Source organism: Streptomyces sp. NPDC037301 (assembly GCF_055602785.1).
Genome location: NZ_JBVJWD010000016.1, coordinates 73493 through 99366, shown reverse-complemented (window position 1 = coordinate 99366; position 25874 = coordinate 73493). Strand labels below are relative to the sequence as shown.

The window sequence follows — 25874 nt, the reverse complement described above, 5'->3', positions numbered from 1 at the left end:
CGCAGTGCCTTCCAAGGAACCACCGCGCCGCCGGGTCCCCGGCCCCGCGCGCCCCCGCAGCGCCGCAGGCGGCCAGGGACGCCCCCGGCCCGCCGCCCGCCGCCCGTCGTCCCCGGCACCGCGCGCCCGCGCGCCCCGCAACCGTCCCGCGCGCCCCCTCCGCCTCGGCAGCCCGCGTCCCCGGCTACGCCTGGTCAGTCTCGCCCTGACACTCGTCATGCTGACGTTCGTAGTCCGGCTCCTCCAGGTCCAGGCCGTCGACGCCAACGCGTACGCGGCCAAGGCCAAGGAGAACCGCTACCTCAGCTACACGATCTCCGCCGAGCGCGGCGAGATCACCGACCGCAGCGGTATCGCGCTGGCCACCAGCGTCGACGCGTACGACATCACCGCCGACCCGTCGATGTTCACGCCGGAAATCAGCAGGGCCCCGGACGCGCCCCAGCAGGCGGCGGCCCTCCTCGCCCCGATCCTGGGCGCCGACGTCTCCGAACTGACCGAGAAGCTGTCCAAGAAGGGCCGCTACACCGTCCTGGCCCGCCGCCAGACCCCGCAGGTCTGGAATCAGATCAAGGACCTCAAGTCCGTCTTCGCCGAGAAGGCCGCGAAGGACAAGGCGGCCGGCGGCGCCGGAGCCAATGTGCTGGCCGGGGTCTTCCAGGAGTCGACGACCAAGCGGGTCTACCCGAACGGAGGGCTCGCCGCCGGGATACTGGGCTATGTCAACACCGACGGCAAGGGCGCAGGCGGCCTCGAATCGCAGCTGGACCAGGAGCTCGCGGGCGAGGACGGCAAGATCAAGTACGCCCAGTCCGGCGGCCGGCGGGTACCCACCGCGGGTACCAAGGAGGTCCCGGCCGTCGCCGGGTCCGACATCGAGCTGACCATCGACCGCGACATCCAGTGGGCCGCCCAGCAGGCCATCACCGACCAGGTGAAGAAGTCCAAGGCGGACCGCGGCTATGTGATCGTGCAGAACACCAGGACCGGCGAGGTCCTCGCCATGGCCAACGCACCCGGCTTCGACCCCAACGACCTCTCGCGGGCCGACGCGGCGTCGCTGGGAAACGCGGCGCTTCAGGACGTGTACGAGCCCGGCTCCACCAGCAAGGTCATGTCCATGGCCGCCGTGCTGGAGGAGGGGGCCGCCACCCCCGGCACCCATGTCACCGTCCCCAACCGGCTGCACCGCGGCGACCGGCTCTTCAAGGACGACATCGACCACCCCACCTGGTACCTGACGCTCAACGGCGTACTCGCCAAGTCGAGCAACATCGGCACGATCCTGGCCACCGGAGAACTCGGCAAGACCCAGGCCGAGGCCAACAAGGTCCTCTACTCCTACCTGCGCAAATTCGGGATCGGCTCGCCGACCGGTCTCGACTACCCGGGCGAGACCCCCGGCATCCTCGCCAAGCCCGAGGACTGGTCGACCTCGCAGCAGTACACGATCCCGTTCGGCCAGGGCCTCTCGCTCAACGCCATGCAGGCCGCCTCCATCTACTCGACGATCGCCAACGGCGGGGTGCGCGTCGCGCCCACGCTGGTACGTGGCACCAAGGGCCCCGACGGCCACTTCAAGGCCGCCGCCGCTCCCGAACGGACCCGGGTGGTCAGCGAGAAGACCGCCAAGTCGCTCGCCGCCATGCTGGAGTCGGTGGTCGGTGACGAGGAAGGCACCGGGACGAAGGCCAAGATCCCGGGCTACCGGGTGGCGGGCAAGACCGGTACGGCCAACCGAGTCGATCCGGTACGCGGCGGCTACCGCGGCTACACGGCGTCCTTCGCGGGCTTCGCACCCGCCGACAACCCGCAGATCACCGTCTACTGCGCGATTCAGAACCCGACCAAGGGCAGCTACTTCGGCGGCCAGATCTGCGGACCGATCTACAAGCAGGTCATGGAGTTCGCACTCAAAACCCTCCAGACCCCACCGTCCGGCAGCAAGCCAGCCCGGCTGCCGGTGTCCTTCAATCCCGGCGAGTGAACACGGGGAAACCAGCCAGTGACAACCATCACCCCCGATCCCGGGAACCGGAACGGGAACCACCAGAGCCCCGCCCCCTCACTTCGCGAGAGGCCGGGTGGGCCCGGTACGCTCACCGCCGTGCCCCACGCTGATCAGTTCCAAACCACCCAGAAGGACGCCCCTGTGAATTACCCGGGAGCGCCCCGCCCGGATCGGCTCAGGCCGACGCCCCTCGGCGAGCTGGCAGCCCGGCTGGGAGTCGAACCGCCGGGAACCGGCGAGGTCACCGGCATCACCCACGACTCGCGGGCGGTCCGCCCCGGTGATGTGTACGCGGCCCTGCCGGGCGCCCGCTTCCACGGCGCCGACTTCGCGGCCCAGGCTGCCGGCCTCGGCGCGGCGGCGATCCTCACCGACCCGGCCGGCGCCGAGCGCGCCGCTGCCACCGGACTGCCGGTGCTGGTCACCGAGGACCCGCGCGGCCGGATGGGCGAACTCGCTGCCGAGATCTACGGACGGCCCGGCGCCGACCTCCTCCAGATCGGCATCACCGGAACCTCCGGCAAGACCACCACCGCCTACCTCATCGAGGGCGGCTTCCAGGGCGCCGGGCGTGCCACCGGGCTGATCGGCACCGTGGAGACGCGGATCGGCGACGAGCGCATCAAGTCCGAGCGCACCACCCCCGAAGCCACCGACCTGCAGGCGCTGTTCGCCGTCATGCGCGAACGCGGCGTCGACTCGGTGACCATGGAGGTTTCCAGCCACGCCCTGGTGCTCGGCCGGGTCGACGGCTGCGTCTTCGACGTCGCGGTCTTCAACAACCTCAGCCCGGAGCACATGGAGTTCCACTCCGGAATGGAGGACTACTTCCAGGCCAAGGCACAGCTCTTCACCCCGCTGCGCAGCCGGCAGGGCGTCGTCAATTTCGATGACGAGTACGGCCGCAGGCTGGTCGCCGAGGCGTCCGTCCCGGTCGTCACCTTCTCCGCCGAGGGCCACCCGGACGCCGACTGGCGCGCCGAGGACGTCGAAGTCGGGCCGCTGGGCTCCACCTTCACCGTCGTCGGCCCCAAGGACGAGCGGATCGCCGCCAGGGCCCCGCTGCCCGGCCCGTTCAACGTCTCCAACACCCTCGCCGCAATCGTCACGCTCGCCGTCGCGGGCCTCGACCCGCAGTCCGCAGCCGACGGTGTCGCCGCCGTTCCGGGCGTCCCCGGCCGCCTGGAACGCGTCGACGCCGGACAGCCGTACCTCGCGGTCGTCGACTACGCGCACAAGACCGACGCCGTCGAATCCGTGCTGCGCTCCCTGCGGAAGGTCACCGAGGGCAGGCTGCACATCGTCCTCGGCTGCGGCGGCGACCGCGACACCACCAAGCGCGGCCCGATGGGCGCCGCCGCGGCCCGCCTCGCCGACACCGCAGTACTGACCTCCGACAACCCCCGATCCGAGGACCCTCTCAAAATCCTCGCCGCAATGCTCGCGGGCGCCGCCGAGGTGCCCGTCCACGAGCGGGGCGACGTCCTGGTCGACGCCGACCGGGCCGCCGCCATCGCAGCCGTGGTCGCCCGCGCCGAGCCCGGTGACACGGTGCTGATCGCAGGCAAGGGCCACGAGCAGGGCCAGGACATCCATGGCGTGGTACGCCCCTTCGACGACCGCGTGGTCCTGCGCGCGGCCATCGAGCAGTCCCTGGGGCAGAGCAGCACCGAGAGCGCCGCCCACCGCGCCCACACCCACGAGAACAACAGTCAGGGATGACCAAGTGATCGCCCTTTCCCTCGCCGAGATCGCCGAAATCGTCGGCGGGCAGTCGTACGACATACCGGATCCGGCAGCGACCGTCAGCGGGCCTGTCGTCATGGACTCCCGAGAGGTGAAGCAAGGCAGCCTGTTCGTCGCCTTCGCCGGCGAGCGGGCCGACGGCCACGACTTCGCGCAGGGCGCCGTCGAGGCGGGCGCGGCAGCCGTGCTGGCCGCCCGCCCCGTCGGTGTTCCGGCGATCGTCGTCGACGACGTCGTGGCCGCGCTCGGCGCGCTCGCCCGCGCCGTCGTCGGCCGCCTCGGTACCACCGTCGTCGCCCTCACCGGCTCCGCGGGCAAGACCTCCACCAAGGACCTCATCGCCCAGCTTCTCGAACGCAAGGGGCCCACCGTCTACCCGGCGGGCAACCTCAACAACGAGATCGGTCTGCCGCTCACCGCACTGCGTGCCACCGAGGACACCCAGCATCTCGTCCTCGAAATGGGTGCACGCTACATCGGCGACATCTGTTACCTCACCGGCCTCGTCCCGCCCCGGATCGGCCTCGTCCTCAACGTCGGCACCGCCCACATCGGCGAGTTCGGCGGCCGCGAGCAGATCGCCAAGGCGAAGGGCGAGATGGTCGAGGCCCTGCCCGAGGGCGGCCTCGCCGTACTCAACGCCGACGACCCGCTCGTGCGCGCCATGTCCTCCCGTACGAAAGCCCGGGTGCTGCTCTTCGGTGAAGCCGCGGATGCGGACGTACGGGGAGAGAACGTCCGTCTCACCGACGACGGGCGCCCCGCTTTCAAGCTCCACACACCCACCGGGTGCAGCGACGTGACCATGCGCCTGTACGGTGAGCACCACGTGTCGAACGCGCTCGCCGCGGCCGCCGTCGCCCATGAGTTGGGCCTGTCCGCAGACGAGATCGCCGAAGGGCTCTCCGAGGCGGGCACCCTCTCCCGCTGGCGCATGGAGGTCACCGAGCGTCCGGACGGCGTGACGTTCGTCAATGACGCCTACAACGCGAACCCCGAATCCATGAGAGCAGCGCTGCGCGCGCTGGCCGCCATGGGGAAGGGCCGGCGTACGTGGGCGGTGCTCGGCCCCATGGCCGAGCTCGGCGACGCCTCGCTCGCCGAGCACGACGCGGTCGGGCGGCTCGCCGTCCGGCTCAACGTCAGCAAGCTCGTCGCGGTCGGGGGCAGAGAAGCCTCCTGGCTGCAACTGGGCGCATACAACGAGGGTTCGTGGGGTGAGGAGTCGGTGCATGTGTCCGACGCACAGGCTGCCGTCGACCTGTTGCGCAGTGAACTGCGCCCGGGAGACGTCGTGCTGGTGAAGGCGTCCCGGTCGGTCGGCCTGGAGCAGGTCGCCATGGCACTGCTGGAGAACGCGTCCGAGGGCGAGGTCGCCGGCCGATGAGGCAGATCCTCTTCGCGGGGGCCATCGGGCTCTTCCTGACCCTGGTCGGAACTCCGCTGCTGATCAAGCTGCTGGCCCGCAAGGGATACGGGCAGTTCATCCGGGACGACGGCCCGCGCACCCACGGCTCCAAGAAGGGCACGCCCACCATGGGCGGTATTGCCTTCATCCTGGCGACGATCATCGCGTACGTCCTGGCGAAGGTGATCACCGGCGAGGAGATGCGCTACTCCGGTGTGCTGGTGCTCTTCCTGATGACCGGCATGGGTCTCGTCGGCTTCCTCGACGACTACATCAAGATCGTCAAGCAGCGTTCGCTCGGCCTGCGGGCCAAGGCGAAGATGGCCGGCCAGCTGATCGTCGGGATCGCCTTCGCGGTGCTCTCGCTCCAGTTCGCCGACTCCAGTGGCAACACCCCGGCCTCCACCAAGCTGTCGTTCGTCGCGGACTTCGGCTGGTCGATCGGCCCGGTGCTGTTCGTCGTCTGGGCCCTGTTCATGATCCTCGCCATGTCCAACGGCGTGAACCTGACGGACGGTCTGGACGGCCTGGCCACCGGTGCGTCGGTGATGGTCTTCGGCGCGTACACCTTCATCGGGCTGTGGCAGTTCCAGGAGTCCTGCGCCAACGCGGACACCCTGACCAACCCCAACGCCTGCTTCCAGGTACGAGATCCGCTGGATCTGGCCGTCGTCGCCTCCGCCCTGATGGGTGCCTGCTTCGGCTTCCTGTGGTGGAACACCTCGCCCGCCAAGATCTTCATGGGTGACACCGGTTCGCTCGCCCTCGGCGGCGCGCTCGCCGGCCTGGCGATCTGCTCCCGCACGGAGTTCCTGATGGCCATCCTCGGCGGCCTCTTCGTGATGATCACCATGTCCGTGGTCATCCAGGTCGGCTCTTTCAAGATGACCGGTAAGCGGGTCTTCCGGATGGCGCCGCTCCAGCACCACTTCGAACTCAAGGGGTGGTCCGAAGTCCTTGTCGTGGTCCGCTTCTGGATCATCCAGGGCATGTGCGTGATCGTCGGACTCGGTCTCTTCTACGCAGGATGGGCAGCCGAGAAGTGAGCAACCAGGACTGGCAGGGCAAGCGCGTCACCGTCGCGGGACTCGGAGTCTCCGGAATCCCGGCGGCCAAGGTGCTGCACGGCCTCGGGGCCGTCGTCACGGTGGTCAACGACGGGGACGACGAGCGTTCCCGTGCGCAGGCCGCGGAGCTGGAGGCGCAGGGCATCACCGTGCGCCTCGGCGACGGGGCGACCCTGCCCGAGTCCACCGAGCTCATCGTCACCACCCCCGGATGGAAGCCCGACAAGCCGCTCTTCAGCGCAGCCGCCGAGGCGGGCGTCCCGGTCTGGGGCGACGTCGAACTCGCCTGGCGGCTGCGCGGTCGGGACGGCAGAGAACCAGCACCCTGGCTCGCGGTCACCGGCACCAACGGCAAGACCACGACCGTACGGATGCTCGCCTCGATCCTGGAGGCGGCCGGGCTGCGCACCGCCGCCGTCGGCAACATCGGCGTCTCCCTCCTCGACGCCGTCCTCGGCGACGAGGAGTACGACGTACTCGCCGTCGAACTGTCCAGCTACCAGCTGCACTGGGCGCCCTCGCTGCGCGCCCACTCCGCGGCAGTCCTCAACCTGGCCCCCGACCACCTCGACTGGCACGGCTCCATGGAGGCGTATGTCGCGGACAAGGGCCGGATCTACGAGGGCAACCGCATCGCCTGCGTCTACAACGTGGCCGAGAAGGCGACCGAGGACCTCGTCCGCGAGGCCGACGTCGAAGAGGGCTGCCGCGCCATCGGCTTCACTCTGGCCGCACCGGGCCCGTCCCAACTGGGCGTCGTCGACGGCATCCTCGTCGACCGCGCCTTCGTGGCCAACCGGCAGAAGCAGGCCCAGGAGCTCGCCGAGGTCAGCGACGTCAACCCGCCGGCCCCGCACAACATCGCCAACGCCCTGGCGGCCGCGGCCCTGGCCCGCGCCTTCGGTGTCGAGCCCGCGGCCGTACGGGACGGACTGCGGGCCTTCCGCCCCGACCCGCACCGCATCGAGCATGTCGCGGACGTCGCCGGGGTCGCGTACATCGACGACTCCAAGGCCACCAACACCCATGCTGCCGAGGCCTCCCTCGCGGCCTACGACCCGATCGTCTGGATCGCCGGCGGCCTCGCCAAGGGAGCCACCTTCGACGAGCTGGTGACCGGGGCAGCCGGGCGGCTGCGGGGCGTCGTGCTGATCGGCCGTGACCGGGCCCTGATCCGCGAAGCCCTCGCGCGACACGCCCCCGAGGTCCCGGTGGTCGACCTCGACCGGACCGACACTGGGGCGATGTCCGAGGCGGTCCGCGAGGCGGCACGACTCGCTCGTCCGGGGGACACCGTACTGATGGCCCCGGCCTGCGCCTCGATGGATATGTTCGTCAATTACAACAAGCGGGGCGAGGCGTTCGCGGACGCGGTCCGCGCACTCGCCGCCGAGAGCGACTGACGGGCCCGGCCCCCGCGCCGTACTGTCCCGGACGACCGGGTGCGGGCGGCCGCGCCACGGGCCCCGGCCCTCGGGAGCAGCCCCGGGCACGAGCAGTGGAGGGGACAGCGACAATGCCGGCCGAAGAGAGCTCCGCCGCGCTCCGTGGGGGCCGCTCACGGGCCACCGCGGCGATCAGCCGGGCGCTCACCCCGCCCCTGCTCGCGGTTGCGGGCTCCCCGGCGCCCCTCGGCCCCGCCCTGCGGGTCCGGTCGGTCACCGGCTCCCGGCGCCCCTCGGCGCCACGCTCCAAGGGGCGTTCCGGAGGCCCCCGGTCCCCCCGCGGCGGCGGTGTGCGGCGGATGTACGAGCAGGCACGCCGGGCCTGGGACCGCCCTCTGACCGCGTACTACCTGATCCTGGGCGCCGGCCTGCTGATCACCGTGCTCGGCCTGGTGATGGTCTACTCCGCCTCGATGATCAAGGCCCTGGAGCTGGACAAACCCGGCACCTACTTCTTCCGTAAACAGTTCCTCGCCGCAGTCATCGGCGCCGGACTGATGGCGCTCGCTGCCCGGATGCCCGCCAGACTGCACCGGGCGTTCGCCTATCCGCTGCTCATGGGAACCGTCTTCCTGATGGTGCTGGTCCAGGTGCCGGGGATAGGGATGTCGGTCAACGGCAACCAGAACTGGCTCTATCTGGGCGGCCCCTTCCAGCTCCAGCCCAGCGAGTTCGGGAAGCTCGCCCTGGTCCTGTGGGGTGCGGACCTGCTCGCCCGCAAACAGGACAAACGGCTGCTCACGCAGTGGAAGCACATGCTCGTACCGCTCGTCCCGGTCGCCTTCATGCTCCTCGGGCTGATCATGCTCGGTGGCGACATGGGCACTGCGATCATTCTCACGGCGATCCTGTTCGGACTGCTCTGGCTGGCCGGGGCACCCACCCGGCTCTTCGCCGGGGTGCTCGCCTTCGCCGGAGTGATCGCCTTCGTGCTGATCAAGACCAGCCCGAACCGGATGTCCAGGCTCGCCTGCATCGGCGCCAGCGAACCCGGGCCGGGGGACTCCTGCTGGCAGGCCGTGCACGGCATCTATGCTCTGGCGTCCGGTGGATGGTTCGGTTCCGGGCTCGGCGCGAGTGTGGAAAAATGGGGCCAACTACCTGAACCGCACACCGACTTCATCTTCGCCATCACCGGGGAGGAACTGGGGTTGGCGGGGACGCTGTCGGTACTCGCCCTCTTCGCGGCTCTAGGCTATGCGGGTATCCGCGTGGCCGGACGCACGGAGGACCCCTTCGTGAGGTACGCCGCGGGAGGTGTGACCACCTGGATCACGGTGCAGGCCGTGATCAATATTGGTGCGGTGCTCGGCCTGCTGCCGATCGCCGGTGTCCCGCTCCCGCTGTTCTCCTACGGAGGATCGGCCCTGCTGCCGACCATGTTCGCCGTCGGGCTGCTGATCGCGTTCGCGCGAGAGGATCCTGCGGCGAAGGCGGCCCTGGCCATGCGGAGGCCCGGGGTGAGATGGAAGACGATGAGACGGCGCGTCAAGAAGCGTCCGTCCGGAGAGCGGTGAATTTCGGTGCATGTCGTACTCGCCGGTGGGGGGACCGCCGGCCACATCGAGCCCGCGCTTGCCCTCGCGGACGCCCTGCGCAGGCAGGACCCGACCGTGGGAATCACTGCCCTCGGCACGGAGCGCGGACTCGAGACCAGGCTCGTACCCGAGCGGGGGTACGAACTCGCCCTGATCCCGGCCGTGCCGCTGCCGCGCAAGCCCACCCCGGAACTGATCACCGTCCCGGGACGGTTGCGCGGCACCATCAAGGCCGCCGAGCAGGTCCTGGAACGCACCAAGGCGGACTGTGTGGTCGGCTTCGGTGGCTACGTAGCCCTGCCCGGCTATCTCGCCGCCAAGCGGGCAGGTGTGCCGATCGTCGTCCACGAGGCCAACGCCCGGCCGGGCCTGGCCAACAAGATCGGCTCGCGGTACGCCCACGGGGTCGCCGTCTCCACCCCTGACAGCAAGCTGCGTGGTGCCCGCTACATCGGCATCCCGCTCCGCCGGACCATCGCCACCCTGGACCGGGCCCGGGTCCGCCCCGAGGCGCGTGCCGCCTTCGGTCTCGATCCCAACCTGCCGACGCTGCTGGTCTCCGGAGGCTCGCAGGGCGCCCGCCACCTCAACGAAGTGGTCCAGCGGGTCGCCCCGCTGCTGCAGCGCTCCGGGATCCAGATCCTGCACGTGGTCGGCCCGAAGAACGAATTGCCGCGCGTCGACAACATGCCCGGGATGCCGCCCTACATCCCGGTACCGTACGTGGACCGGATGGATCTCGCGTACGCGGCGGCTGACATGATGCTCTGCCGCGCGGGTGCGATGACCGTCGCCGAACTCTCAGCCGTCGGGCTCCCCGCCGCCTACGTACCGCTGCCCATCGGCAACGGCGAACAGCGGCTCAACGCCCAGCCGGTGGTCAACGCCGGCGGCGGTCTGCTGGTGGACGACGCGGCGCTCACCCCCGAGTGGGTGCAGGGCAACGTCCTTCCGGTGCTTGCGGATCCGCACCGGCTGTACGAGATGTCCCGCGCCGCCGCCGAGTTCGGCCGCCGGGACGCCGACGACCTGCTCGTCGGCATGGTGTACGAGGCGATTGCCGCACGCCGCAACGCGTGAGGCGGACGGGTCCGGGAGCGGTGGCCCCCGGACCCGGCATAAGGAGCGAGCGTGGCCGGACCGACGACCGCCCGGCGCGGTGCAGCGCAGCAGGAGAACTCTCCGGCCCGCCCGCCGAGTCCGCGCACCGAAGGGCGCAGATTGCCCAGCCGCAGACAGCTGATCGTGACCGGTGTGCTCGTGCTGCTGATCGCCTCCGGCGCCGTCTGGGCGCTCTACGGCTCCTCCTGGCTCCGGGTCGAACAGGTCAGGACCACCGGTGTCGACGTACTGACACCGGCCGAGGTGGAAGCCGTGGCGGCGGTACCGATCGGGGCCCCGCTGATCTCCGTGGACACCGACGCCATCGCCGACCGGTTGCGCCAGAAGTTGCCTCGTATCGACTCGGTGGATGTCGTACGGTCATGGCCGCACGGAATCGGACTTAAGGTGATCGAGCGACAGCCGGTCCTGTTGGTGAAAAAGGGCACAAAGTTCATTGAAGTGGACGCGAAAGGCGTGCGCTTCGCAACGGTGGACAAATCGCCCGGGCGTGTGCCGCTGCTGGAATTGACGCCTGGTCAGTCCGCAAGTCTGCGCCGTTTCGGCAGCGCCCGGCTGGTGCAGGAAGCGGTCCGGGTCGCGGGTGAACTTCCGGCCGGCGTCGCCAAGGACACCAAGGTCGTACGGGTCACCTCGTACGACTCGATCTCCCTGGAACTCACCCGGGGGCGCACGGTGGTCTGGGGCAGCGGTGGAGAAGGTCCGGTGAAGGCAAGAGTCCTCACCGCTCTCATGAAAGCCGCTCCCAAAGCGGGACACTTCGACGTGAGTGCGCCCACCGCCCCTGCGGTGTCGGGCAGTTGACGCACATTTGGCCTGGCCAGCACCCTGGTTGGTCAGCGCTACGGGTGATCACATAGGGTGAAAAGAAAAACGGGAGGTTCGGCGTGTTCGTTGAACGTGCGCCACTTGTCGACTTAGTGTCCTGTTCGGAAGAGTCCATGAAGCAGACACACTGGTAACCCTAAACTTCAACGTTAGGGTTTGGGTCGGCGTTTCGGACCGTCCCAATCGGCATCCGTCGTCGCGGCGGTACTACCGCGAAGCGACGACACGTAACTCGAGGCGAGAGGCCTTCGACGTGGCAGCACCACAGAACTACCTCGCAGTCATCAAGGTCATCGGTGTCGGCGGCGGTGGTGTCAATGCCATCAACCGAATGATCGAGGTCGGCCTCAAGGGCGTCGAGTTCATCGCGATCAACACTGATGCGCAAGCCCTGTTGATGAGCGACGCCGACGTCAAGCTCGACGTCGGCCGCGAACTCACCCGCGGCCTCGGCGCCGGGGCCAACCCGGCCGTCGGTCGCAAGGCGGCAGAGGACCACCGTGAGGAGATCGAGGAGGTCCTCAAGGGGGCCGACATGGTCTTCGTCACCGCCGGAGAGGGTGGCGGCACCGGCACCGGCGGCGCACCCGTCGTGGCCAACATCGCGCGTTCGCTCGGCGCCCTGACGATCGGCGTGGTCACCCGCCCGTTCACCTTCGAGGGCCGTCGACGCGCGAACCAGGCGGAGGACGGCATCGCCGAGCTCCGCGAAGAGGTCGACACCCTCATCGTCATTCCCAATGACCGGCTGCTGTCCATCTCGGACCGCCAGGTCAGCGTGCTCGACGCGTTCAAGTCGGCCGACCAGGTGCTGCTCTCGGGTGTCCAGGGCATCACCGACCTCATCACGACCCCGGGTCTGATCAACCTCGACTTCGCCGACGTCAAGTCGGTCATGTCCGAGGCCGGATCGGCACTCATGGGCATCGGTTCCGCCCGCGGCGACGACCGCGCGGTGGCCGCCGCGGAGATGGCGATCTCCTCGCCGCTCCTGGAGGCGTCCATCGACGGTGCCCGCGGTGTCCTGCTCTCCATCTCCGGCGGCAGCGACCTCGGTCTCTTCGAGATCAACGAGGCGGCCCAGCTGGTGAGCGAGGCGGCGCACCCCGAGGCGAACATCATCTTCGGTGCGGTCATCGATGACGCTCTGGGCGACGAAGTACGCGTCACCGTGATCGCAGCGGGCTTCGACGGCGGACAGCCGCCGGCCCGTCGCGAGAACGTCCTGGGCGCGAACGCCACCAAGCGTGAGGAGCCGGCCCCTCCGGTCCGCAGCGCCGAGCCCGTGCGCCAGACCGGCGGACTGGGTTCCGTGCCCCCGCGCGAGGAGCCCCCGGTCCAGGCCGAGCCCGTTCCGGCGGCCGGCGAGAGTCATCTGCCGCCGGTCGCTCCGCCGCACATCCCGCCGGCCCGTCCCTACCAGGACTCCCAGGCCGAAGAGCTGGATGTTCCGGACTTCTTGAAGTGATAGGTCCGCACCACGCAGTGTCTTCAGTACCCTCGGGGGGTCGCGCGCACTTCGCCTTCACCGACAGGTGGGGCGGGGTGAGCGCCGCTCCGTACGAGGAGCTCAACCTCGGCGGCGCGGTCGGAGACGACCCCGCCGCCGTTCTGGCCAATCGGGAGCGCGCCGCGCGGGCCCTCGGTCTGGACCCGGCGCAGGTCGTCTGGATGAACCAGGTGCACGGGCGGGATGTCGCGGTCGTCGACGGCCCGTGGGGAGACGCTTCGGAAATCCCCGCGGTGGACGCGGTGGTGACCGCACGGCGCGGACTCCCACTCGCCGTGCTCACCGCCGACTGCACCCCCGTACTGCTCGCCGACCCGGTCGCCGGGATCGCGGCGGCAGCGCACGCGGGCCGTCCCGGTCTGGTCGCCGGAGTCGTCCCCGCCGTGGTCGAGGCCATGATCGGGCTCGGCGCCGAGCCCTCCCGGATCATCGCCCGCACCGGACCGGCGGTCTGCGGACGGTGCTACGAAGTCCCGTCCCGGATGCGTGCAGAGGTCGCCGAGAGTGTCCCGGCCTCATGGTCCGAGACCAGCTGGGGCACCCCGGCTGTGGATGTCACCGCCGGGGTCCACGCCCAGCTCGAAGCCCTCGGGGTCCAGGACCGGCACGCGTCTGCGGTCTGCACCCTCGAATCGGGCGACCACTTCTCGTACCGCCGCGACCGCACCACCGGGCGGCTCGCCGGATATGTCTGGTTGGACTGATAGGGCATGACGGACCGTAAGACTCAACTCGCCGAAAACCTGGCACGGGTGGAGGAACGCATTGCTTCCGCCTGTATCGCTGCCGGCCGCAAACGGGAAGAAGTGACCCTCATCGTGGTCACCAAGACCTACCCCGCGAGCGATGTGCGGATTCTGCATGAACTCGGTGTGCGTCATGTCGCAGAGAATCGTGACCAGGACGCGGCACCCAAGGCAGCCGAATGTGCGGATCTGTCGCTCACATGGCACTTTGTCGGTCAACTGCAGACGAATAAGGTTCGTTCTGTGGCGAGTTATGCCGATGTCGTGCAGTCGGTAGATCGGACCAAACTGGTCACGGCTCTCTCGGCGGCGGCCGTGCGCGAGGGGCGCGAACTCGGCTGCCTCATCCAGGTCGCACTCGACGCGGAGAGCGGCGAACGGGGCGACCGGGGCGGCGTCGCGCCGGACGGGATCGAGGATTTGGCCGCCGCGGTCGAATCCGCGCCCGGGCTGCGGCTCGGCGGTCTGATGACCGTCGCGCCGCTCGCCGGACCGTACGCGGGACGGCAACGCGCCGCCTTCGACCGGCTGATGGAATTCTCATCCCACCTGCGCGGGAACCATCCGGCTGCGAACATGGTCTCCGCAGGGATGAGCGCGGACCTCGAGGAAGCGGTTGCGGCCGGAGCGACACATGTGCGCGTCGGTACGGCGGTACTCGGAGTCCGACCGAGGCTCGGGTAACGTCGCCAAGCAAGTCGGACCACAGCAGAAAATATGGTCATTCCCGCCTTTGGCGGGCAGGCCTCAGTGGATCGCGGGGCACTTGGTGACAGATGCCGATCCACCACAGAGCGGAGGACTCAGAGCATGGCCGGCGCGATGCGCAAGATGGCGGTCTACCTCGGCCTCGTGGAGGACGATGGGTACGACGGTCCGGGGTTCGACCCCGACGACGAATTCGAACCCGAGCCGGAGCCCGAGCGCGACCGGCGGCGGCATCAGTCCGCGCATCAGGTGGAGCGGGACCGTGAAAGGGATGAACCGGTACGAGTGGTGCATCCTCCCGCACAGCGGGAGCCGGTTCAGATCCCGGCGGAGAGGGAGCGACCCGCCCGAATCGCCCCCGTGGCATCCATCACACCTGAACGCCCGAACATGGAGAAGAACGCACCGGTGATCATGCCCAAGGTTGTGTCCGAGCGGGAGCCCTATCGCATCACCACGCTGCACCCCAGGACCTACAACGAGGCCCGTACCATCGGGGAACACTTCCGTGAGGGCACTCCGGTGATCATGAATCTCACGGAGATGGACGATACGGACGCAAAGCGACTTGTCGACTTTGCCGCAGGACTCGTCTTCGGTCTCCATGGCAGCATTGAGCGCGTGACGCAGAAGGTGTTCCTGTTGTCGCCTGCTAACGTCGATGTCACGGCGGAGGACAAGGCCCGCATTGCTGAGGGCGGATTCTTCAACCAGAGCTGAGAACACGACACCGGGAACGACCCGGCCGTAAGGCCGGAGCTACGAGAGTCAGGGGAGAGGGAAGCGCGAAATGGGCGTCGCACTGCAGGTTGTCTATATCGCGTTGATGTGTTTCCTCATCGTGCTGATCTTCCGGCTGGTCATGGACTACGTCTTCCAGTTCGCACGTTCATGGCAGCCCGGCAAGCCGATGGTGGTCATACTTGAGGCCACCTACACTGTCACGGATCCACCGCTCAAGCTTCTGCGGCGGTTCATCCCGCCGCTGCGTCTCGGGGGCGTGGCACTCGACCTGTCCTTCTTCGTTCTGATGATCATCGTCTACATCCTGATCAACATCGTGATCAGGCTGTGAGCGATACGGTCTTGCCGACTGCCGACGACTACGTAGAGGTGAAGAAGAGATGCCGCTGACCCCCGAGGACGTGCGGAACAAGCAGTTCACGACCGTCCGTCTCCGAGAAGGCTATGACGAGGACGAGGTCGATGCCTTCCTCGACGAGGTCGAGTCCGAGCTGACCCGCCTGCTCCGTGAGAACGAGGACCTGCGCGCCAAGCTGGCCGCCGCCACGCGTGCCGCCGCGCAGAACCAGCAGCAGGGGATGCGCAAGCCGGAGCCGCAGGACCGTCCCGGGGCACCTGTGCCCGCCGCCATATCGGGTCCGCCGGTCCAGCAGCAGCCCCCGCAGATGGGTCCGCCCCAGCTGCCCGGTGGTGCTCCGCAGCTGCCCGCCGGTCCCAGCGGTCACGGTCCTGGTCCCCAGGGCCAGCACGGCCCCGGCCCGCAGGGCCCGCACGGCCCCGGTCCGATGCAGGGCGGTCCCATGGGTGGCCCGATGGGTGGCCCGATGGGCGGTCACGCCCCGCAGCAGCAGATGCAGCAGATGCAGCAGCCGCCGCAGATGCAGCAGCCCGGTCAGGGCCCCGGTGGCGACAGCGCCGCCCGTGTCCTCTCGCTCGCACAGCAGACCGCCGACCAGGCGATCGCGGAGGCCCGTTCCGAGGCCAACAAGATCGTCGGCGAGGCGCGCAGCCGTGCCGAGGGTCTGGAGCGGGACGCGCGTGCCAAGGCGGACGCGCTGGAGCGGGACGCGCAGGAGAAGCACCGCGTGGCGATGGGCTCGCTGGAGTCGGCCCGCGCGACGCTGGAGCGCAAGGTCGAGGACCTGCGTGGCTTCGAGCGCGAGTACCGGACCCGGCTGAAGTCCTACCTGGAGAGCCAGCTGCGTCAGCTGGAGACCCAGGCCGACGACTCGCTGGCCCCGCCGCGGACCCCGGCGACCGCTTCGCTGCCGCCGTCGCCCTCGCTGGCTCCGGCCGGTGCGAATGCCATGGGTCACACCATGGGCGGCAACCACGGCGGTCACGGCAACCAGCAGATGGGCAGCAACCCGTCCATGAGCGGTGGGCCCTCGTACGGTGGCCAGCAGCAGATGTCGCCGGCGATGACCCAGCCGATGGCGCCGGTGCGGCCGCAGGCGCCGCAGCCGATGCAGCAGGCTCCTTCGCCGATGCGCGGGTTCCTGATCGACGAGGACGACAACTGAGCCGGGTACGCGCGGTGAGCGCGTAGCCGTCGGCAGGCTGAGGGCCGGGCCCCGGGGTTTTCCCCGGGGCCCGGCCCTTTTGCTGTGGGCGGGGGTGCGGCGGGCCTGTTCCCCGACCCGCCCCTTCCCGAACTGGGGCTCCGCCCCAGATCCCGCGCCTCGAACGCCGGCGCGGCTGAACCTCACGTCGCGCCCGGCACAATCAAGCCCCTCCGGCGATTGGGGAGCGGGAGTTCGGGGGCGAAGCCCCGGTTACGGGAAGGGGCGGGTAGGGGAGAACGCCGGAGGCCCGCCCGGAGCACTTGTTCCGGGCGGGCCTCCGATGGGCTTGGGCTACTGCTCCGCCTTGCGGAGGCGGAACTTCAGTGACAGGCCCTCGTCCTCGAACGGGGTGCCGTATGCCGTGTCCGCCTCGCCCTGGGCGTAGTCCAGGGCCAGGACCTCGTCCGCGATCAGGGCCGCGTGCTCGGTCAGGGCTTCCACCGTGGCGGGGGAGGCGGAAGTCCAGCGGACGGCGATGCGGTCCGCGACGTCCAGGCCGCTGTTCTTGCGGGCCTCCTGGATGAGGCGGATCGCGTCACGGGCGAGGCCCGCACGTCGCAGTTCCGGGGTGATCTCCAGGTCCAGGGCGACTGTCGCGCCCGAGTCGGAGGCCACCGACCAGCCCTCGCGCGGCGTCTCGGTGATGATCACCTCGTCGGGGGAGAGGGTGACCGTCTCGCCGTCCACCTCGACCGACGCCGTGCCCTCGCGCAGGGCCAGCGAGAGGGCTGCCGCGTCGGCGTTCGCGACGGCCTTCGCGACCGCCTGGACGCCCTTGCCGAACCGCTTGCCGAGCGCACGGAAGTTCGCCTTCGCGGTGGTGTCGACCAGCGAACCGCCGCCCGCTGGACCAGCGGAGGAATCAGTGAGGGAGGCCAGCGAGGAGACGTTCAGTTCCTCCGTGATCTGGGCGTGCAGCTCGGGGGAGAGGGACTCGAAGCCAGCCGCCGCGACCAGGGCCCTGGACAGCGGCTGACGGGTCTTGACGCCCGACTCTGCGCGGGTGGCCCGGCCCAGCTCGACCAGGCGGCGAACCAGCGCCATCTGGGTGGAGAGCGTCGGGTCGATGACCGCGAGGTCCGCCTTCGGCCAGGCGGACAGGTGGACCGACTCGGGGGCGTCCGGGGCGACCGGAGCCACCAGGTCCTGCCAGACCCGCTCGGTGATGAACGGGGTGAGCGGGGCCATCAGCCGGGTCACTGTCTCGATGACCTCGTGCAGGGTGCGCAGGGCCGCCTTGTCGCCCTGCCAGAAGCGTCGGCGCGAGCGGCGTACGTACCAGTTGGACAGATCGTCGACGAACGCGGACAGGAGCTTGCCGGCGCGCTGGGTGTCGTAACCCTCCAGAGCCTGCGTGACCTGGTCCACCAGCGCGTTCAGCTCGCTCAGCAGCCAGCGGTCCAGGACCGTGCGGTCCGCGGGGGCCGGGTCGGCCGCGGACGGCGCCCAGTCCGACGTACGGGCGTACAGGGCCTGGAAGGCGACCGTGTTCCAGTACGTCAGGAGGGTCTTGCGGACGACCTCCTGGATCGTGTTGTGGCCGACGCGGCGCGCCGCCCACGGGGAGCCGCCCGCCGCCATGAACCAGCGCACCGCGTCAGCGCCGTGCTGATCCATGAGGGGGATCGGCTGAAGGATGTTCCCGAGGTGCTTGGACATCTTGCGCCCGTCCTCGGCGAGGATGTGGCCCAGGCAGACCACGTTCTCGTAGGAGGACTTGTCGAACACCAGCGTGCCGACCGCCATCAGCGTGTAGAACCAGCCGCGGGTCTGGTCGATGGCCTCCGAGATGAACTGCGCCGGGTAGCGGCTCTCGAAGATCTCCTTGTTCTTGTACGGGTAGCCCCACTGCGCGAACGGCATCGAGCCCGAGTCGTACCAGGCGTCGATGACCTCCGGGACGCGGTACGCCTCCAGCTGGCAGTTCTCGTGCGAGCAGGTGAACGTGATCTCGTCGATGAACGGGCGGTGCGGGTCAAGACCGGAGAGGTCGGTGCCGGTGAGCTCGCTGAGCTCGGCGCGCGAGCCGACGCACGTGAGGTGGCTGTCCTCGCAGCGCCAGATCGGCAGCGGGGTGCCCCAGTAGCGGTTACGGGACAGCGCCCAGTCGACGTTGTTGTTCAGCCAGTCACCGAAACGGCCGTTCTTGACCGAGTCGGGGAACCAGTTGGTCTTCTCGTTCTCCTCGAGCAGCCGGTCCTTGACGGCGGTCGTACGGATGTACCAGGACGGCTGCGCGTAGTAGAGCAGCGCGGTGTGGCAGCGCCAGCAGTGCGGGTAGCTGTGCTCGTAAGGGACGTGCCGGAAGAGCTTGCCGCGGGCGGCCAGGTCCTCGGTGAGCGCCTCGTCGGCCTTCTTGAAGAAGACGCCGCCGACCAACGGCAGGTTCTCCTCGAAGGTGCCGTCGGGGCGGACCGGGTTCACGACCGGGAGGCCGTAGGCGCGGCAGACGACGAGGTCGTCGGCGCCGAAGGCCGGGGACTGGTGGACCAGACCCGTACCGTCCTCGGTCGTCACATACTCGGCGTTGACCACGTAATGGGCCTCCGCCGGGAAGTCGACGAGGGTGAACGGGCGCTCGTACGTCCAGCGCTCCATCTCGCGGCCGGTGAAGGCCTGGCCGGTGGTCTCCCAGCCCTCGCCCAGCGCCTTCTCGACGAGCGGCTGCGCGACGACGAGCTTCTCCTCGCCGTTGGTCGCGACGACGTAGGTGACGTCGGGGTGCGCGGCGACGGCGGTGTTGGAGACCAGGGTCCAGGGGGTGGTCGTCCAGACGAGGAGCGAGGCATCGCCGGCCAGCGGGCCGGAGGTGAGCGGGAAGCGTACGAAGACCGACGGGTCGACCACGGTCTCGTAACCCTGCGCCAGCTCGTGGTCCGAGAGGCCGGTGCCGCAGCGGGGGCACCAGGGGGCGACGCGGTGGTCCTGGACCAGCAGGCCCTTGTTGAAGATCTCCTTCAGTGACCACCACACCGACTCGACGTACTCGGGGTCCATCGTGCGGTAGGCGTCGTCGAGGTCGACCCAGTAGCCCATCCGGGTCGTGAGCTCGGTGAACGCGTCGGTGTGGCGGGTCACGGACTCGCGGCACCTGGCGTTGAACTCGGCGATGCCGTACGCCTCGATGTCCTTCTTGCCGTTGAAGCCCAGCTCCTTCTCGACCGCGAGCTCGACCGGCAGTCCGTGGCAGTCCCAGCCGGCCTTGCGGCCGACGTGGTAGCCCTGCATGGTGCGGAAGCGGGGGAAGACGTCCTTGAAGACGCGGGCCTCGATGTGGTGGGCGCCGGGCATACCGTTGGCGGTGGGCGGGCCCTCGTAGAAGACCCACTCGGGGCGGTCCTCGGACTGTTCGAGGCTCTTGGCGAAGACCTTGCTCTCGCGCCAGAAATCGAGCACGGCGTGCTCCAGCGCGGGCAGGTCGACCTGGGCGGGTACCTGGCGGTACTGCGGCGATGTCATGGGCGGACTTCCTCCGGCGGACGTTTTCCACTTCCGTCGGAGGGACGAGAGCCTCATCGACTCCCGCGGTACCACCCTCCTTGGCCCCGGGTGTGCACCCGTGGCCCCCTCATTGGGGTCGCGATGCCGGTTCTACTCGCCTTGCGGCTTTCTTCCGACGGCTCCGGGTGATCTTCACGACGCGCTCGCCCCCGGGCTCGCACCGTCCCCGGGTCGCTCCTGGCTGCGTACGACGCTACTCGTCCCATCCACGCCTCTCGCTGAGGCCAGTGTACGGGCCCGTACGGGCGACGGCCGACCGGTTTAACCCGTGGGGCGGGGCGTGACCCGAATGGGCAGACGCGGACGTACGGAGTCCGGGCGGGGGCCGGGAGGCGGATTACCCGGCGGGGAGCTGGGCACAACGGATTCAGGCGCGTCGGTATCCGGACACGGGGAGGGGCGATTCGGCGGCGTGCCCCGTTGCCGCGGGGCTGGGGTCGATTTATCGTCCCAGCACGATTCGCGCGCAAGATCACAATATGTGAAGGGGCCGCGGCCATGGTGGCGAAGAAGACCGCCGCAAAGAAGAAGACCGCCGCAAAGAAGTCGGCGTCAGCGAGATCCACGGGTGCGGCGGCCGGGAGGACGAGCGGAGAGGCGGGTGCGCAGGGCGGTTCGCAGGCGGGTGTGGAGACGGCGGATGCGGAGCCCGTCCCCGAGGCCGGCCCGACGGCGGCGGCCGTGAAGAAGGCGGCTGCGAAGAAGACCGCGGCGAAGAAGACCGCAGCCCGGAAGCGGGCGGCGCCCGTCGAGCACGCGGCGCAGGCCAAGAAGGCAACTGCGAAGAAGAGCGCGGCCAAGAAGGCTTCGAAGAAGGCCGCTGCGGCGGCCACGGTGGCGGCCGAGGCCGCCGAGCAGACGGGAGCCCAGACGGTGGTAGCCAAGAAGAGCGCGGCCCGGACCCGCACGGCCGGCAAGGGTGCGGCGCCCGTGCCCCCGGCCCGTGGAGTCGCCACGACAGCCCCCGGCGAGCTGGCGGTCCGGCCGGGTGAGGACCCCTGGACGCCGGAAGAGGTCGAAGAGGCGCGGGCCGTGCTGAGCAGCGAGATCATGCGGCTGCGCAGTGAGCTGGAGGCCGCGAGTGCCGCACTCGCCGGGCTGATGCGCGACTCCGGCGACGGGGCGGGTGACGACGAGGCGGACACCGGCACCAAGAACATCACTCGCGAGCACGAGATGTCGCTCGCCGCCAACGCCCAGGAGATGCTGGACCAGACCGAGCGGGCCCTGGCCAGGCTCGACGCCGGGACGTACGGACTGTGCGAGGTCTGCGGCAATCCGATCGGCAAGGCGCGGATGCAGGCGTTCCCACGCGCCACGCTCTGCGTCGAGGACAAACAGAAGCAGGAGCGCCGCGGTTGATCCGTGGTTGTGTGTCGTACCCTCGTCCTCAGTCAGGAACCTAGGTTGAGGGACTCACGTGGCAGAGGCGGAGCGCATCATCGGTACGCCGGACATCCCCGATGCTGAGGGGACCGAAGGGGACGAGACCGAGAGCCGGGTCGAGGAGACGGCCCCGAGCAGGGGCAAGCGGATGATCATGGTGCTCTTCGCCGTGGCCGTCTTCGCCTATCTGCTCGACCTGATCAGCAAGATGATCGTGGTCGCGAAGCTGGAACACCACCCGCCGGTCGAGATCCTCGGCGACTGGCTGAAGCTCGACACGATCCGTAACGCGGGCGCCGCGTTCGGCTTCGGCGAGGCCTACACGATCATCTTCACCTTCATCGCGGCGACCGTCATCGTCGTGATCGCCCGCCTCGCCCGCAAGCTCTACAGCCTGCCGTGGGCCATCGCGCTCGGCCTGCTGCTCGGCGGTGCGCTCGGCAACCTCACCGACCGCATCTTCCGCGCTCCCGGCACCTTCCAGGGCGCGGTGGTGGACTTCATCGCCCCTGCCCACTTCGCCGTCTTCAACCTCGCCGACTCCGCGATCGTCTGCGGCGGCATCCTGATCGTGATCCTTTCCTTCAAGGGCCTGGACCCCGACGGGACCGTGCACAAGGACTAGCGGGCGCAAGGCATACTCGACAGGTGAGTACGTATCCCGAGGTCCGCACCCTGCCCGTACCCGACGGTCTGGAGGGCGAGCGTGTCGACGCCGCCATTTCCCGGATGTTCGGTTTCTCCCGTACCAGGGCCGCCGACCTGGCCGCTGCCGGGAAGGTGCAGGTGGACGGCGCGGTGGTCGGGAAGTCCGAGCGGGTACGGGGCGGCGCCTGGCTGGAAGTGGAGATGCCGCAGGCACCCGCTCCGGTGCAGATCGTCGCCGAGCCCGTCGAGGGCATGGAGATCGTGCACGACGACGACGACATCGTCGTGATCGTGAAGCCGGTCGGGGTCGCCGCCCACCCGAGCCCCGGCTGGACCGGCACGACCGTCATCGGCGGTCTCGCCGCGGCCGGGTACCGGATCTCGACGTCCGGCGCCGCCGAGCGCCAGGGCATCGTCCACCGTCTCGACGTCGGCACCTCCGGCCTGATGGTCGTCGCCAAGTCCGAGCGGGCCTACACCCTGCTGAAGGCCCAGTTCCGCGACCGGGTCGTCGAGAAGAAGTACCACGCGCTGGTGCAGGGACACCCGGACCCGATGAGCGGCACCATCGACGCCCCCATCGGGCGCCATCCCAACCTCGACTACAAGTGGGCCGTCACGGCCGAGGGCAAGCCCTCCGTGACGCACTACGACCTCATCGAGGCCTACCGCGCCGCCAGCCTCCTGGACATCAAGCTGGAGACGGGCCGTACGCACCAGATCCGGGTGCACATGTCGGCCCACCGCCACCCCTGCGTCGGTGACCTCACCTACGGCGCCGACCCGACGATGGCCAAGCGCCTCGGCCTGACGAGGCAGTGGTTGCACGCCGTCCGGCTCGGCTTCGAGCACCCGTCCGACGGCAGCTGGGTGGAGTTCTCCAGCAGCTACCCGGACGACCTCCAGCACGCCCTGGACAAGATCGCGGCGGAGAGCGAATGACCGGCACGTCCGCCCCGTACACCACCCGTACCATCGTCGACGAGCAGGACCGCGCCGCCTGTTTCCAGGTCCGCAAGGACGTCTTCGTCGGCGAGCAGAACGTGCCCGAGGAGATCGAGTACGACGCCTACGACGCTGACGCGGTGCATGTGATCGCCGTCGCGGCGGACGGCTCCGCGCTCGGTACCGGGCGGTTGCTGCACGGTCCGGCGGCCCTCGCCAAGACCGGCGGCGACCTCACCGTGGGCTCGCTCGGCCGGCTGGCGGTGACCAGGGAGGCGCGCGGTCTCGGCGTCGGCGTGGCGCTGGTACGGGCCATTGAGGACGCGGCCCGTGAGCTCGGTCTGGCCGCCGTCGATCTGCACGCCCAGACCCATGCGCTCGGCTTCTACGAGCGGCTCGGGTATGTGGTGTACGGCCCCGAATTCCCGGACGCCGGGATCGCCCACCGGGCGATGCGCCGCGCTCTGTAGCAAGCGAACGAGTGCCGGGTGCCGCCCCGGCCGTACGGAGCGAGCGGCACCCCCCCCCGCATACGTCAGGGTCAGCCCGGCAGGCCCCATCGCGTCCACGCCCCGTTCGACGGCACATCGCGCGGTCCCGTACCGGGGTGGCGTGCGCCGTGCGGAGTGACCACCGCCGTGCCACCGCGTGGCAGGGCGACCGTGATCCGGCCCGGCCCGGTCTCCCGCCAGTGCAGCGGGCGCCCGTGCGCGTCCCGTACGTCGATCCGGCCCGCGACGGAGTGCTCCAGGGTCAGTGGGGCGCCCGCCTCGCTGTGCACCCGTACCCAGCGCGTGGCACCGCCGGAGCGGTCCGCGTCCACCAGGAAGGCGCCCTGGGTGCGCAGTGACGCGATCGACGCGTCCGCCCAGCGGTCCGAGACGGACGGGAAGACCTTCACCACCCCCTCGTGGCCCTGCACCACCATGTCGAGCATCGACTGGGCGGCGGACAGCGGGCTCTCCAGGGCGAGGTTCTTGCCCTCCCGGTACATCGTGTTGACGGTCATCTGGCAGTCCGCGACCACTTTCAGATCGGTGAAGAAGGTCAGGAAGTCGAGGGCCTTCTCCGGCTCGTCCATCACCGAGTACATGGACGAGGCGGTGGCGTAGCTGTAGCCGTGCCACAGCTGCTGCATGGAGACCCAGTGGTCCATGGAGCGCCGCATCACATCGCGGTCCCCGGCCCGGTCCCAGTTCCGTTCGCGCAGCGGGTAGAGCCAGAGCAGATGCGAGTGGTGCCGGTGCGAGTCGGCGAGCGGGACGTCCTTGCCGATCATGACGCCGGCCGCCGGGTCCTCGGCGTACGGGGTGAGCCTTCGGTCGATGTCCTGCCAGCGCTTCAGCCGCGGATCGTTGTTGCGCAGCAGCTTCGCCGACGCGATCAGGGTGCGCACACCCCAGCGGACGAGCGAGAGGTCGTAGGTGCAGTCCTCGGCGTTGGCGTACTCGGGGGAGCGGGTCTCCAGCAGATGCAGCCTGCCGTCCGGGCCCTCGTGCAGGAAGTGCGCGTAGAAGTTGATGGCCTTCGCGAGGATCGGATACACCACATCGCGCAGGACGGACAGATCCATCGAGTGCCGGTAGGACTGCCAGACGTTGTGCAGGGCCCAGGTGAGATTGCCGAAGTTGTCGGAGACATGGTCCGAGCCCGGGGCGCCGACGTCGTACGTATCGCCTGCGCGCAGCTGCCAGTCGGAGGGGTGGCCCAGCGCGTAGCTCTCGCCGTCGCGGTAGTCGACGGGGACGGAGGTCGGGAGGTTGTGCTCGAAGCGGCGGAAGGCGCCCGTCACCGAGTCGAGTTCGGGGTGGTTGGAGCCGTGGATGGGTGCCATGCCGATCTGGACGTTGAGGTTCCACCAGACCGCGGTCCAGTTGTTGCCGACCTCGGGGAACCACGGGCCCCATTCGGAGATCGTCGGACCCTCGGCCCTGGTCGACGCGGCGAGCTTGTAGAGCTGGGTGAGATAGAAGCTCTGCAGCCGCTTGTCCGGTACGGAGAGGAAGCTGCGCCGGTAGTACGCGTGCCACCAGGTGCGGTGACGGTCCACCAACCGGTCGGGGTCGGCGGCGAGGGTGCGGTCCACTGCCCTCAGCGCGGCGGTCGTGGCCTGCGACACCTGGCCGGGGAATCGGTACACGAGGTGTGCGGCGAGCAGCCGGCCGGTGCCCTCGCGCTGCTCGCGCCAGGCGGTGGTCCAGCCGCCGCCCGCGAGCAGCGGCTGTTCGACGAAGCCGTCGCCGACCCGCGGGTCCGGGTTGGCCGTGTAGTCCTCGGGCTTGCCGCTGCTGCGGGTGGTGGCGGCGGGCAGCCACTGGAAGGACCAGGCGGCGGACTCCTCGCCGGGGGTGGGGCTGGTGGAGATCAGCAGGGCGCTGGTGTCGTTCTGTACGAGGGCGGAGAACCCCAGGGAGCCGCGCGTGGTGGTGACGGTGCCGCGCAGCTCGGCGTCGTACAGATCCAGGGTCCAGTCGACGGCGGTGATCTCCCCGGCGAGGGTCAGGGTGAAGTACCCGATGGGAAGGCGGGAGAAGCCGATGCCGCCGCGCCACTGGCCGCGCTGATCCTGCACCTGGCTGTGACTGAGCATCAGCTTCAGGGTGTTGGCGGCCTTTCCCGCGTACAGCTGGGCGCCGAGGTAGCCGTTGGCGAGGAAGGGGGCCTGCTGCCAGCCGGTGGGGAGCGTGCGCCAGGTCATGGCGGCGTCGCGGACGGTCTTCTCGTATATGTCGGCGTCCGGGTGGCCCGTCGGTGCGGGGGCGGCTGCGGCCCATGCGGTGCGGGAGCCGGCGAGCCAGAGCGCGGATGTGCCGGCAGCGGCGGCGCCGACGAAATGCCTTCGGGAGAACGCGGGCACGTGATTTCTCCTGCCAGTCATGTATGTGGTGAGGGTTCCTGTCCCTGAATGACGCACGCCGCATACTGCCCGCCCCGGGTAGGTAGCGGAAGGGGGTTG

Annotated in this window: 20 protein-coding genes; 18 read left to right on the top strand and 2 right to left on the bottom strand. The window is 69.6% G+C overall.

The window, feature by feature from the left end; translation table 11 throughout:
• Nucleotides 1-4 precede the first annotated feature (4 nt).
• The 14 genes from ACZ7IB_RS25010 to ACZ7IB_RS24945 all read left to right on the top strand — a co-directional run bounded on the left by ACZ7IB_RS25010 (nucleotide 5) and on the right by ACZ7IB_RS24945 (nucleotide 16396).
• Nucleotides 5-1987, top strand: a complete 1983-nt coding sequence (locus ACZ7IB_RS25010; RefSeq protein WP_470915833.1) for a peptidoglycan D,D-transpeptidase FtsI family protein — start codon at nucleotides 5-7, stop codon at nucleotides 1985-1987.
• Nucleotides 1988-2005: 18 nt separating this feature from the next.
• The gene (locus ACZ7IB_RS25005; RefSeq protein ID WP_470915832.1) at nucleotides 2006-3733 is read left to right on the top strand and encodes a UDP-N-acetylmuramoyl-L-alanyl-D-glutamate--2,6-diaminopimelate ligase; all 1728 of its coding nucleotides are present in this window, start codon (nucleotides 2006-2008) and stop codon (nucleotides 3731-3733) included.
• 4 nt (nucleotides 3734-3737) lie between these two features.
• Nucleotides 3738-5144, top strand: coding sequence for a UDP-N-acetylmuramoyl-tripeptide--D-alanyl-D-alanine ligase (locus tag ACZ7IB_RS25000; protein WP_470915829.1), 1407 nt, complete (start codon nucleotides 3738-3740; stop codon nucleotides 5142-5144).
• Nucleotides 5141-6211: a phospho-N-acetylmuramoyl-pentapeptide-transferase gene (gene mraY, locus ACZ7IB_RS24995; protein ID WP_470915827.1), complete on the top strand. Its 1071-nt coding sequence runs from the start codon at nucleotides 5141-5143 to the stop codon at nucleotides 6209-6211. Before ACZ7IB_RS25000 ends, mraY begins: the two co-directional genes overlap by 4 nt.
• A complete protein-coding gene (gene murD / locus ACZ7IB_RS24990; protein ID WP_470915995.1) occupies nucleotides 6208-7635 on the top strand; it encodes a UDP-N-acetylmuramoyl-L-alanine--D-glutamate ligase in 1428 nt (475 codons plus the stop codon). The genes mraY and murD overlap by 4 nt, the downstream gene beginning before the upstream one ends.
• A gap of 113 nt (nucleotides 7636-7748) precedes the next feature.
• Nucleotides 7749-9194, top strand: a complete 1446-nt coding sequence (ftsW, locus tag ACZ7IB_RS24985) for a putative lipid II flippase FtsW (protein ID WP_470915824.1) — start codon at nucleotides 7749-7751, stop codon at nucleotides 9192-9194.
• A 6-nt stretch (nucleotides 9195-9200) separates the two neighbouring features.
• Nucleotides 9201-10295 carry an undecaprenyldiphospho-muramoylpentapeptide beta-N-acetylglucosaminyltransferase gene (gene murG, locus ACZ7IB_RS24980; RefSeq protein ID WP_266361976.1) on the top strand — a complete coding sequence of 365 codons (1095 nt, stop codon included), beginning with the start codon at nucleotides 9201-9203 and terminating at the stop codon, nucleotides 10293-10295.
• Nucleotides 10296-10346: 51 nt separating this feature from the next.
• Nucleotides 10347-11141: a cell division protein FtsQ/DivIB gene (locus tag ACZ7IB_RS24975; RefSeq protein ID WP_470915816.1), complete on the top strand. Its 795-nt coding sequence runs from the start codon at nucleotides 10347-10349 to the stop codon at nucleotides 11139-11141.
• Between the two features lie 277 nt (nucleotides 11142-11418).
• The gene (gene ftsZ, locus ACZ7IB_RS24970) at nucleotides 11419-12633 is read left to right on the top strand and encodes a cell division protein FtsZ (RefSeq protein WP_470915812.1); all 1215 of its coding nucleotides are present in this window, start codon (nucleotides 11419-11421) and stop codon (nucleotides 12631-12633) included.
• A complete protein-coding gene (gene pgeF, locus ACZ7IB_RS24965) occupies nucleotides 12630-13379 on the top strand; it encodes a peptidoglycan editing factor PgeF (protein WP_470915809.1) in 750 nt (249 codons plus the stop codon). Before ftsZ ends, pgeF begins: the two co-directional genes overlap by 4 nt.
• Nucleotides 13380-13385: 6 nt before the next feature.
• The gene (locus ACZ7IB_RS24960; protein WP_470915807.1) at nucleotides 13386-14105 is read left to right on the top strand and encodes a YggS family pyridoxal phosphate-dependent enzyme; all 720 of its coding nucleotides are present in this window, start codon (nucleotides 13386-13388) and stop codon (nucleotides 14103-14105) included.
• Nucleotides 14106-14231: 126 nt separating this feature from the next.
• The gene (locus tag ACZ7IB_RS24955; RefSeq protein WP_470915993.1) at nucleotides 14232-14849 is read left to right on the top strand and encodes a cell division protein SepF; all 618 of its coding nucleotides are present in this window, start codon (nucleotides 14232-14234) and stop codon (nucleotides 14847-14849) included.
• A gap of 70 nt (nucleotides 14850-14919) precedes the next feature.
• Nucleotides 14920-15204 carry a YggT family protein gene (locus tag ACZ7IB_RS24950; RefSeq protein WP_404246591.1) on the top strand — a complete coding sequence of 95 codons (285 nt, stop codon included), beginning with the start codon at nucleotides 14920-14922 and terminating at the stop codon, nucleotides 15202-15204.
• A 49-nt stretch (nucleotides 15205-15253) separates the two neighbouring features.
• The gene (locus ACZ7IB_RS24945) at nucleotides 15254-16396 is read left to right on the top strand and encodes a DivIVA domain-containing protein (protein WP_470915804.1); all 1143 of its coding nucleotides are present in this window, start codon (nucleotides 15254-15256) and stop codon (nucleotides 16394-16396) included.
• 333 nt (nucleotides 16397-16729) lie between these two features.
• Here the strand turns inward: ACZ7IB_RS24945 and ileS are convergent, their stop codons facing one another.
• Nucleotides 16730-19897 (bottom strand): isoleucine--tRNA ligase, encoded by a 3168-nt coding sequence (ileS, locus tag ACZ7IB_RS24940; RefSeq protein WP_470915802.1) that lies wholly within the window; start codon nucleotides 19895-19897, stop codon nucleotides 16730-16732.
• A 540-nt stretch (nucleotides 19898-20437) separates the two neighbouring features.
• Here ileS and ACZ7IB_RS24935 point away from each other — a divergent pair.
• The 4 genes from ACZ7IB_RS24935 to ACZ7IB_RS24920 are packed head-to-tail and all read left to right on the top strand — an operon-like array spanning nucleotide 20438 to nucleotide 23388.
• Nucleotides 20438-21301: a TraR/DksA family transcriptional regulator gene (locus tag ACZ7IB_RS24935; RefSeq protein ID WP_470915800.1), complete on the top strand. Its 864-nt coding sequence runs from the start codon at nucleotides 20438-20440 to the stop codon at nucleotides 21299-21301.
• A 58-nt stretch (nucleotides 21302-21359) separates the two neighbouring features.
• Nucleotides 21360-21950: a signal peptidase II gene (gene lspA, locus ACZ7IB_RS24930; protein ID WP_470915798.1), complete on the top strand. Its 591-nt coding sequence runs from the start codon at nucleotides 21360-21362 to the stop codon at nucleotides 21948-21950.
• Between the two features lie 23 nt (nucleotides 21951-21973).
• Nucleotides 21974-22915: an RluA family pseudouridine synthase gene (locus ACZ7IB_RS24925; RefSeq protein WP_470915796.1), complete on the top strand. Its 942-nt coding sequence runs from the start codon at nucleotides 21974-21976 to the stop codon at nucleotides 22913-22915.
• On the top strand, nucleotides 22912-23388 hold the full coding sequence (locus tag ACZ7IB_RS24920) for a GNAT family N-acetyltransferase (protein WP_470915793.1): 477 nt from the start codon (nucleotides 22912-22914) through the stop codon (nucleotides 23386-23388). Before ACZ7IB_RS24925 ends, ACZ7IB_RS24920 begins: the two co-directional genes overlap by 4 nt.
• 71 nt (nucleotides 23389-23459) lie before the next feature.
• On the opposite strand, the gene ACZ7IB_RS24915 is transcribed toward ACZ7IB_RS24920, so the two are convergent.
• Complete coding sequence (locus ACZ7IB_RS24915) at nucleotides 23460-25775, bottom strand: glycosyl hydrolase family 95 catalytic domain-containing protein (RefSeq protein WP_470915791.1); 2316 nt, start codon at nucleotides 25773-25775, stop codon at nucleotides 23460-23462.
• Between the last annotated feature and the right edge of the window lie 99 nt (nucleotides 25776-25874).

Bases quoted from the DNA above. Each gene is read 5' to 3' on its own strand.
- ACZ7IB_RS24935 (WP_470915800.1), top strand. From the start codon at position 20,438: ATGGTGGCGAAGAAGACCGCCGCAAAGAAGAAGACCGCCGCAAAGAAG.
- ACZ7IB_RS24960 (WP_470915807.1), top strand. From the start codon at position 13,386: ATGACGGACCGTAAGACTCAACTCGCCGAAAACCTGGCACGGGTGGAG.
- ACZ7IB_RS24950 (WP_404246591.1), top strand. From the start codon at position 14,920: ATGGGCGTCGCACTGCAGGTTGTCTATATCGCGTTGATGTGTTTCCTC.
- ACZ7IB_RS24945 (WP_470915804.1), top strand. From the start codon at position 15,254: ATGCCGCTGACCCCCGAGGACGTGCGGAACAAGCAGTTCACGACCGTC.
- ACZ7IB_RS24920 (WP_470915793.1), top strand. From the start codon at position 22,912: ATGACCGGCACGTCCGCCCCGTACACCACCCGTACCATCGTCGACGAG.
- ileS (WP_470915802.1), bottom strand. From the start codon at position 19,897: ATGACATCGCCGCAGTACCGCCAGGTACCCGCCCAGGTCGACCTGCCC.
- ACZ7IB_RS24955 (WP_470915993.1), top strand. From the start codon at position 14,232: ATGGCCGGCGCGATGCGCAAGATGGCGGTCTACCTCGGCCTCGTGGAG.
- ftsW (WP_470915824.1), top strand. From the start codon at position 7,749: ATGCCGGCCGAAGAGAGCTCCGCCGCGCTCCGTGGGGGCCGCTCACGG.
- mraY (WP_470915827.1), top strand. From the start codon at position 5,141: ATGAGGCAGATCCTCTTCGCGGGGGCCATCGGGCTCTTCCTGACCCTG.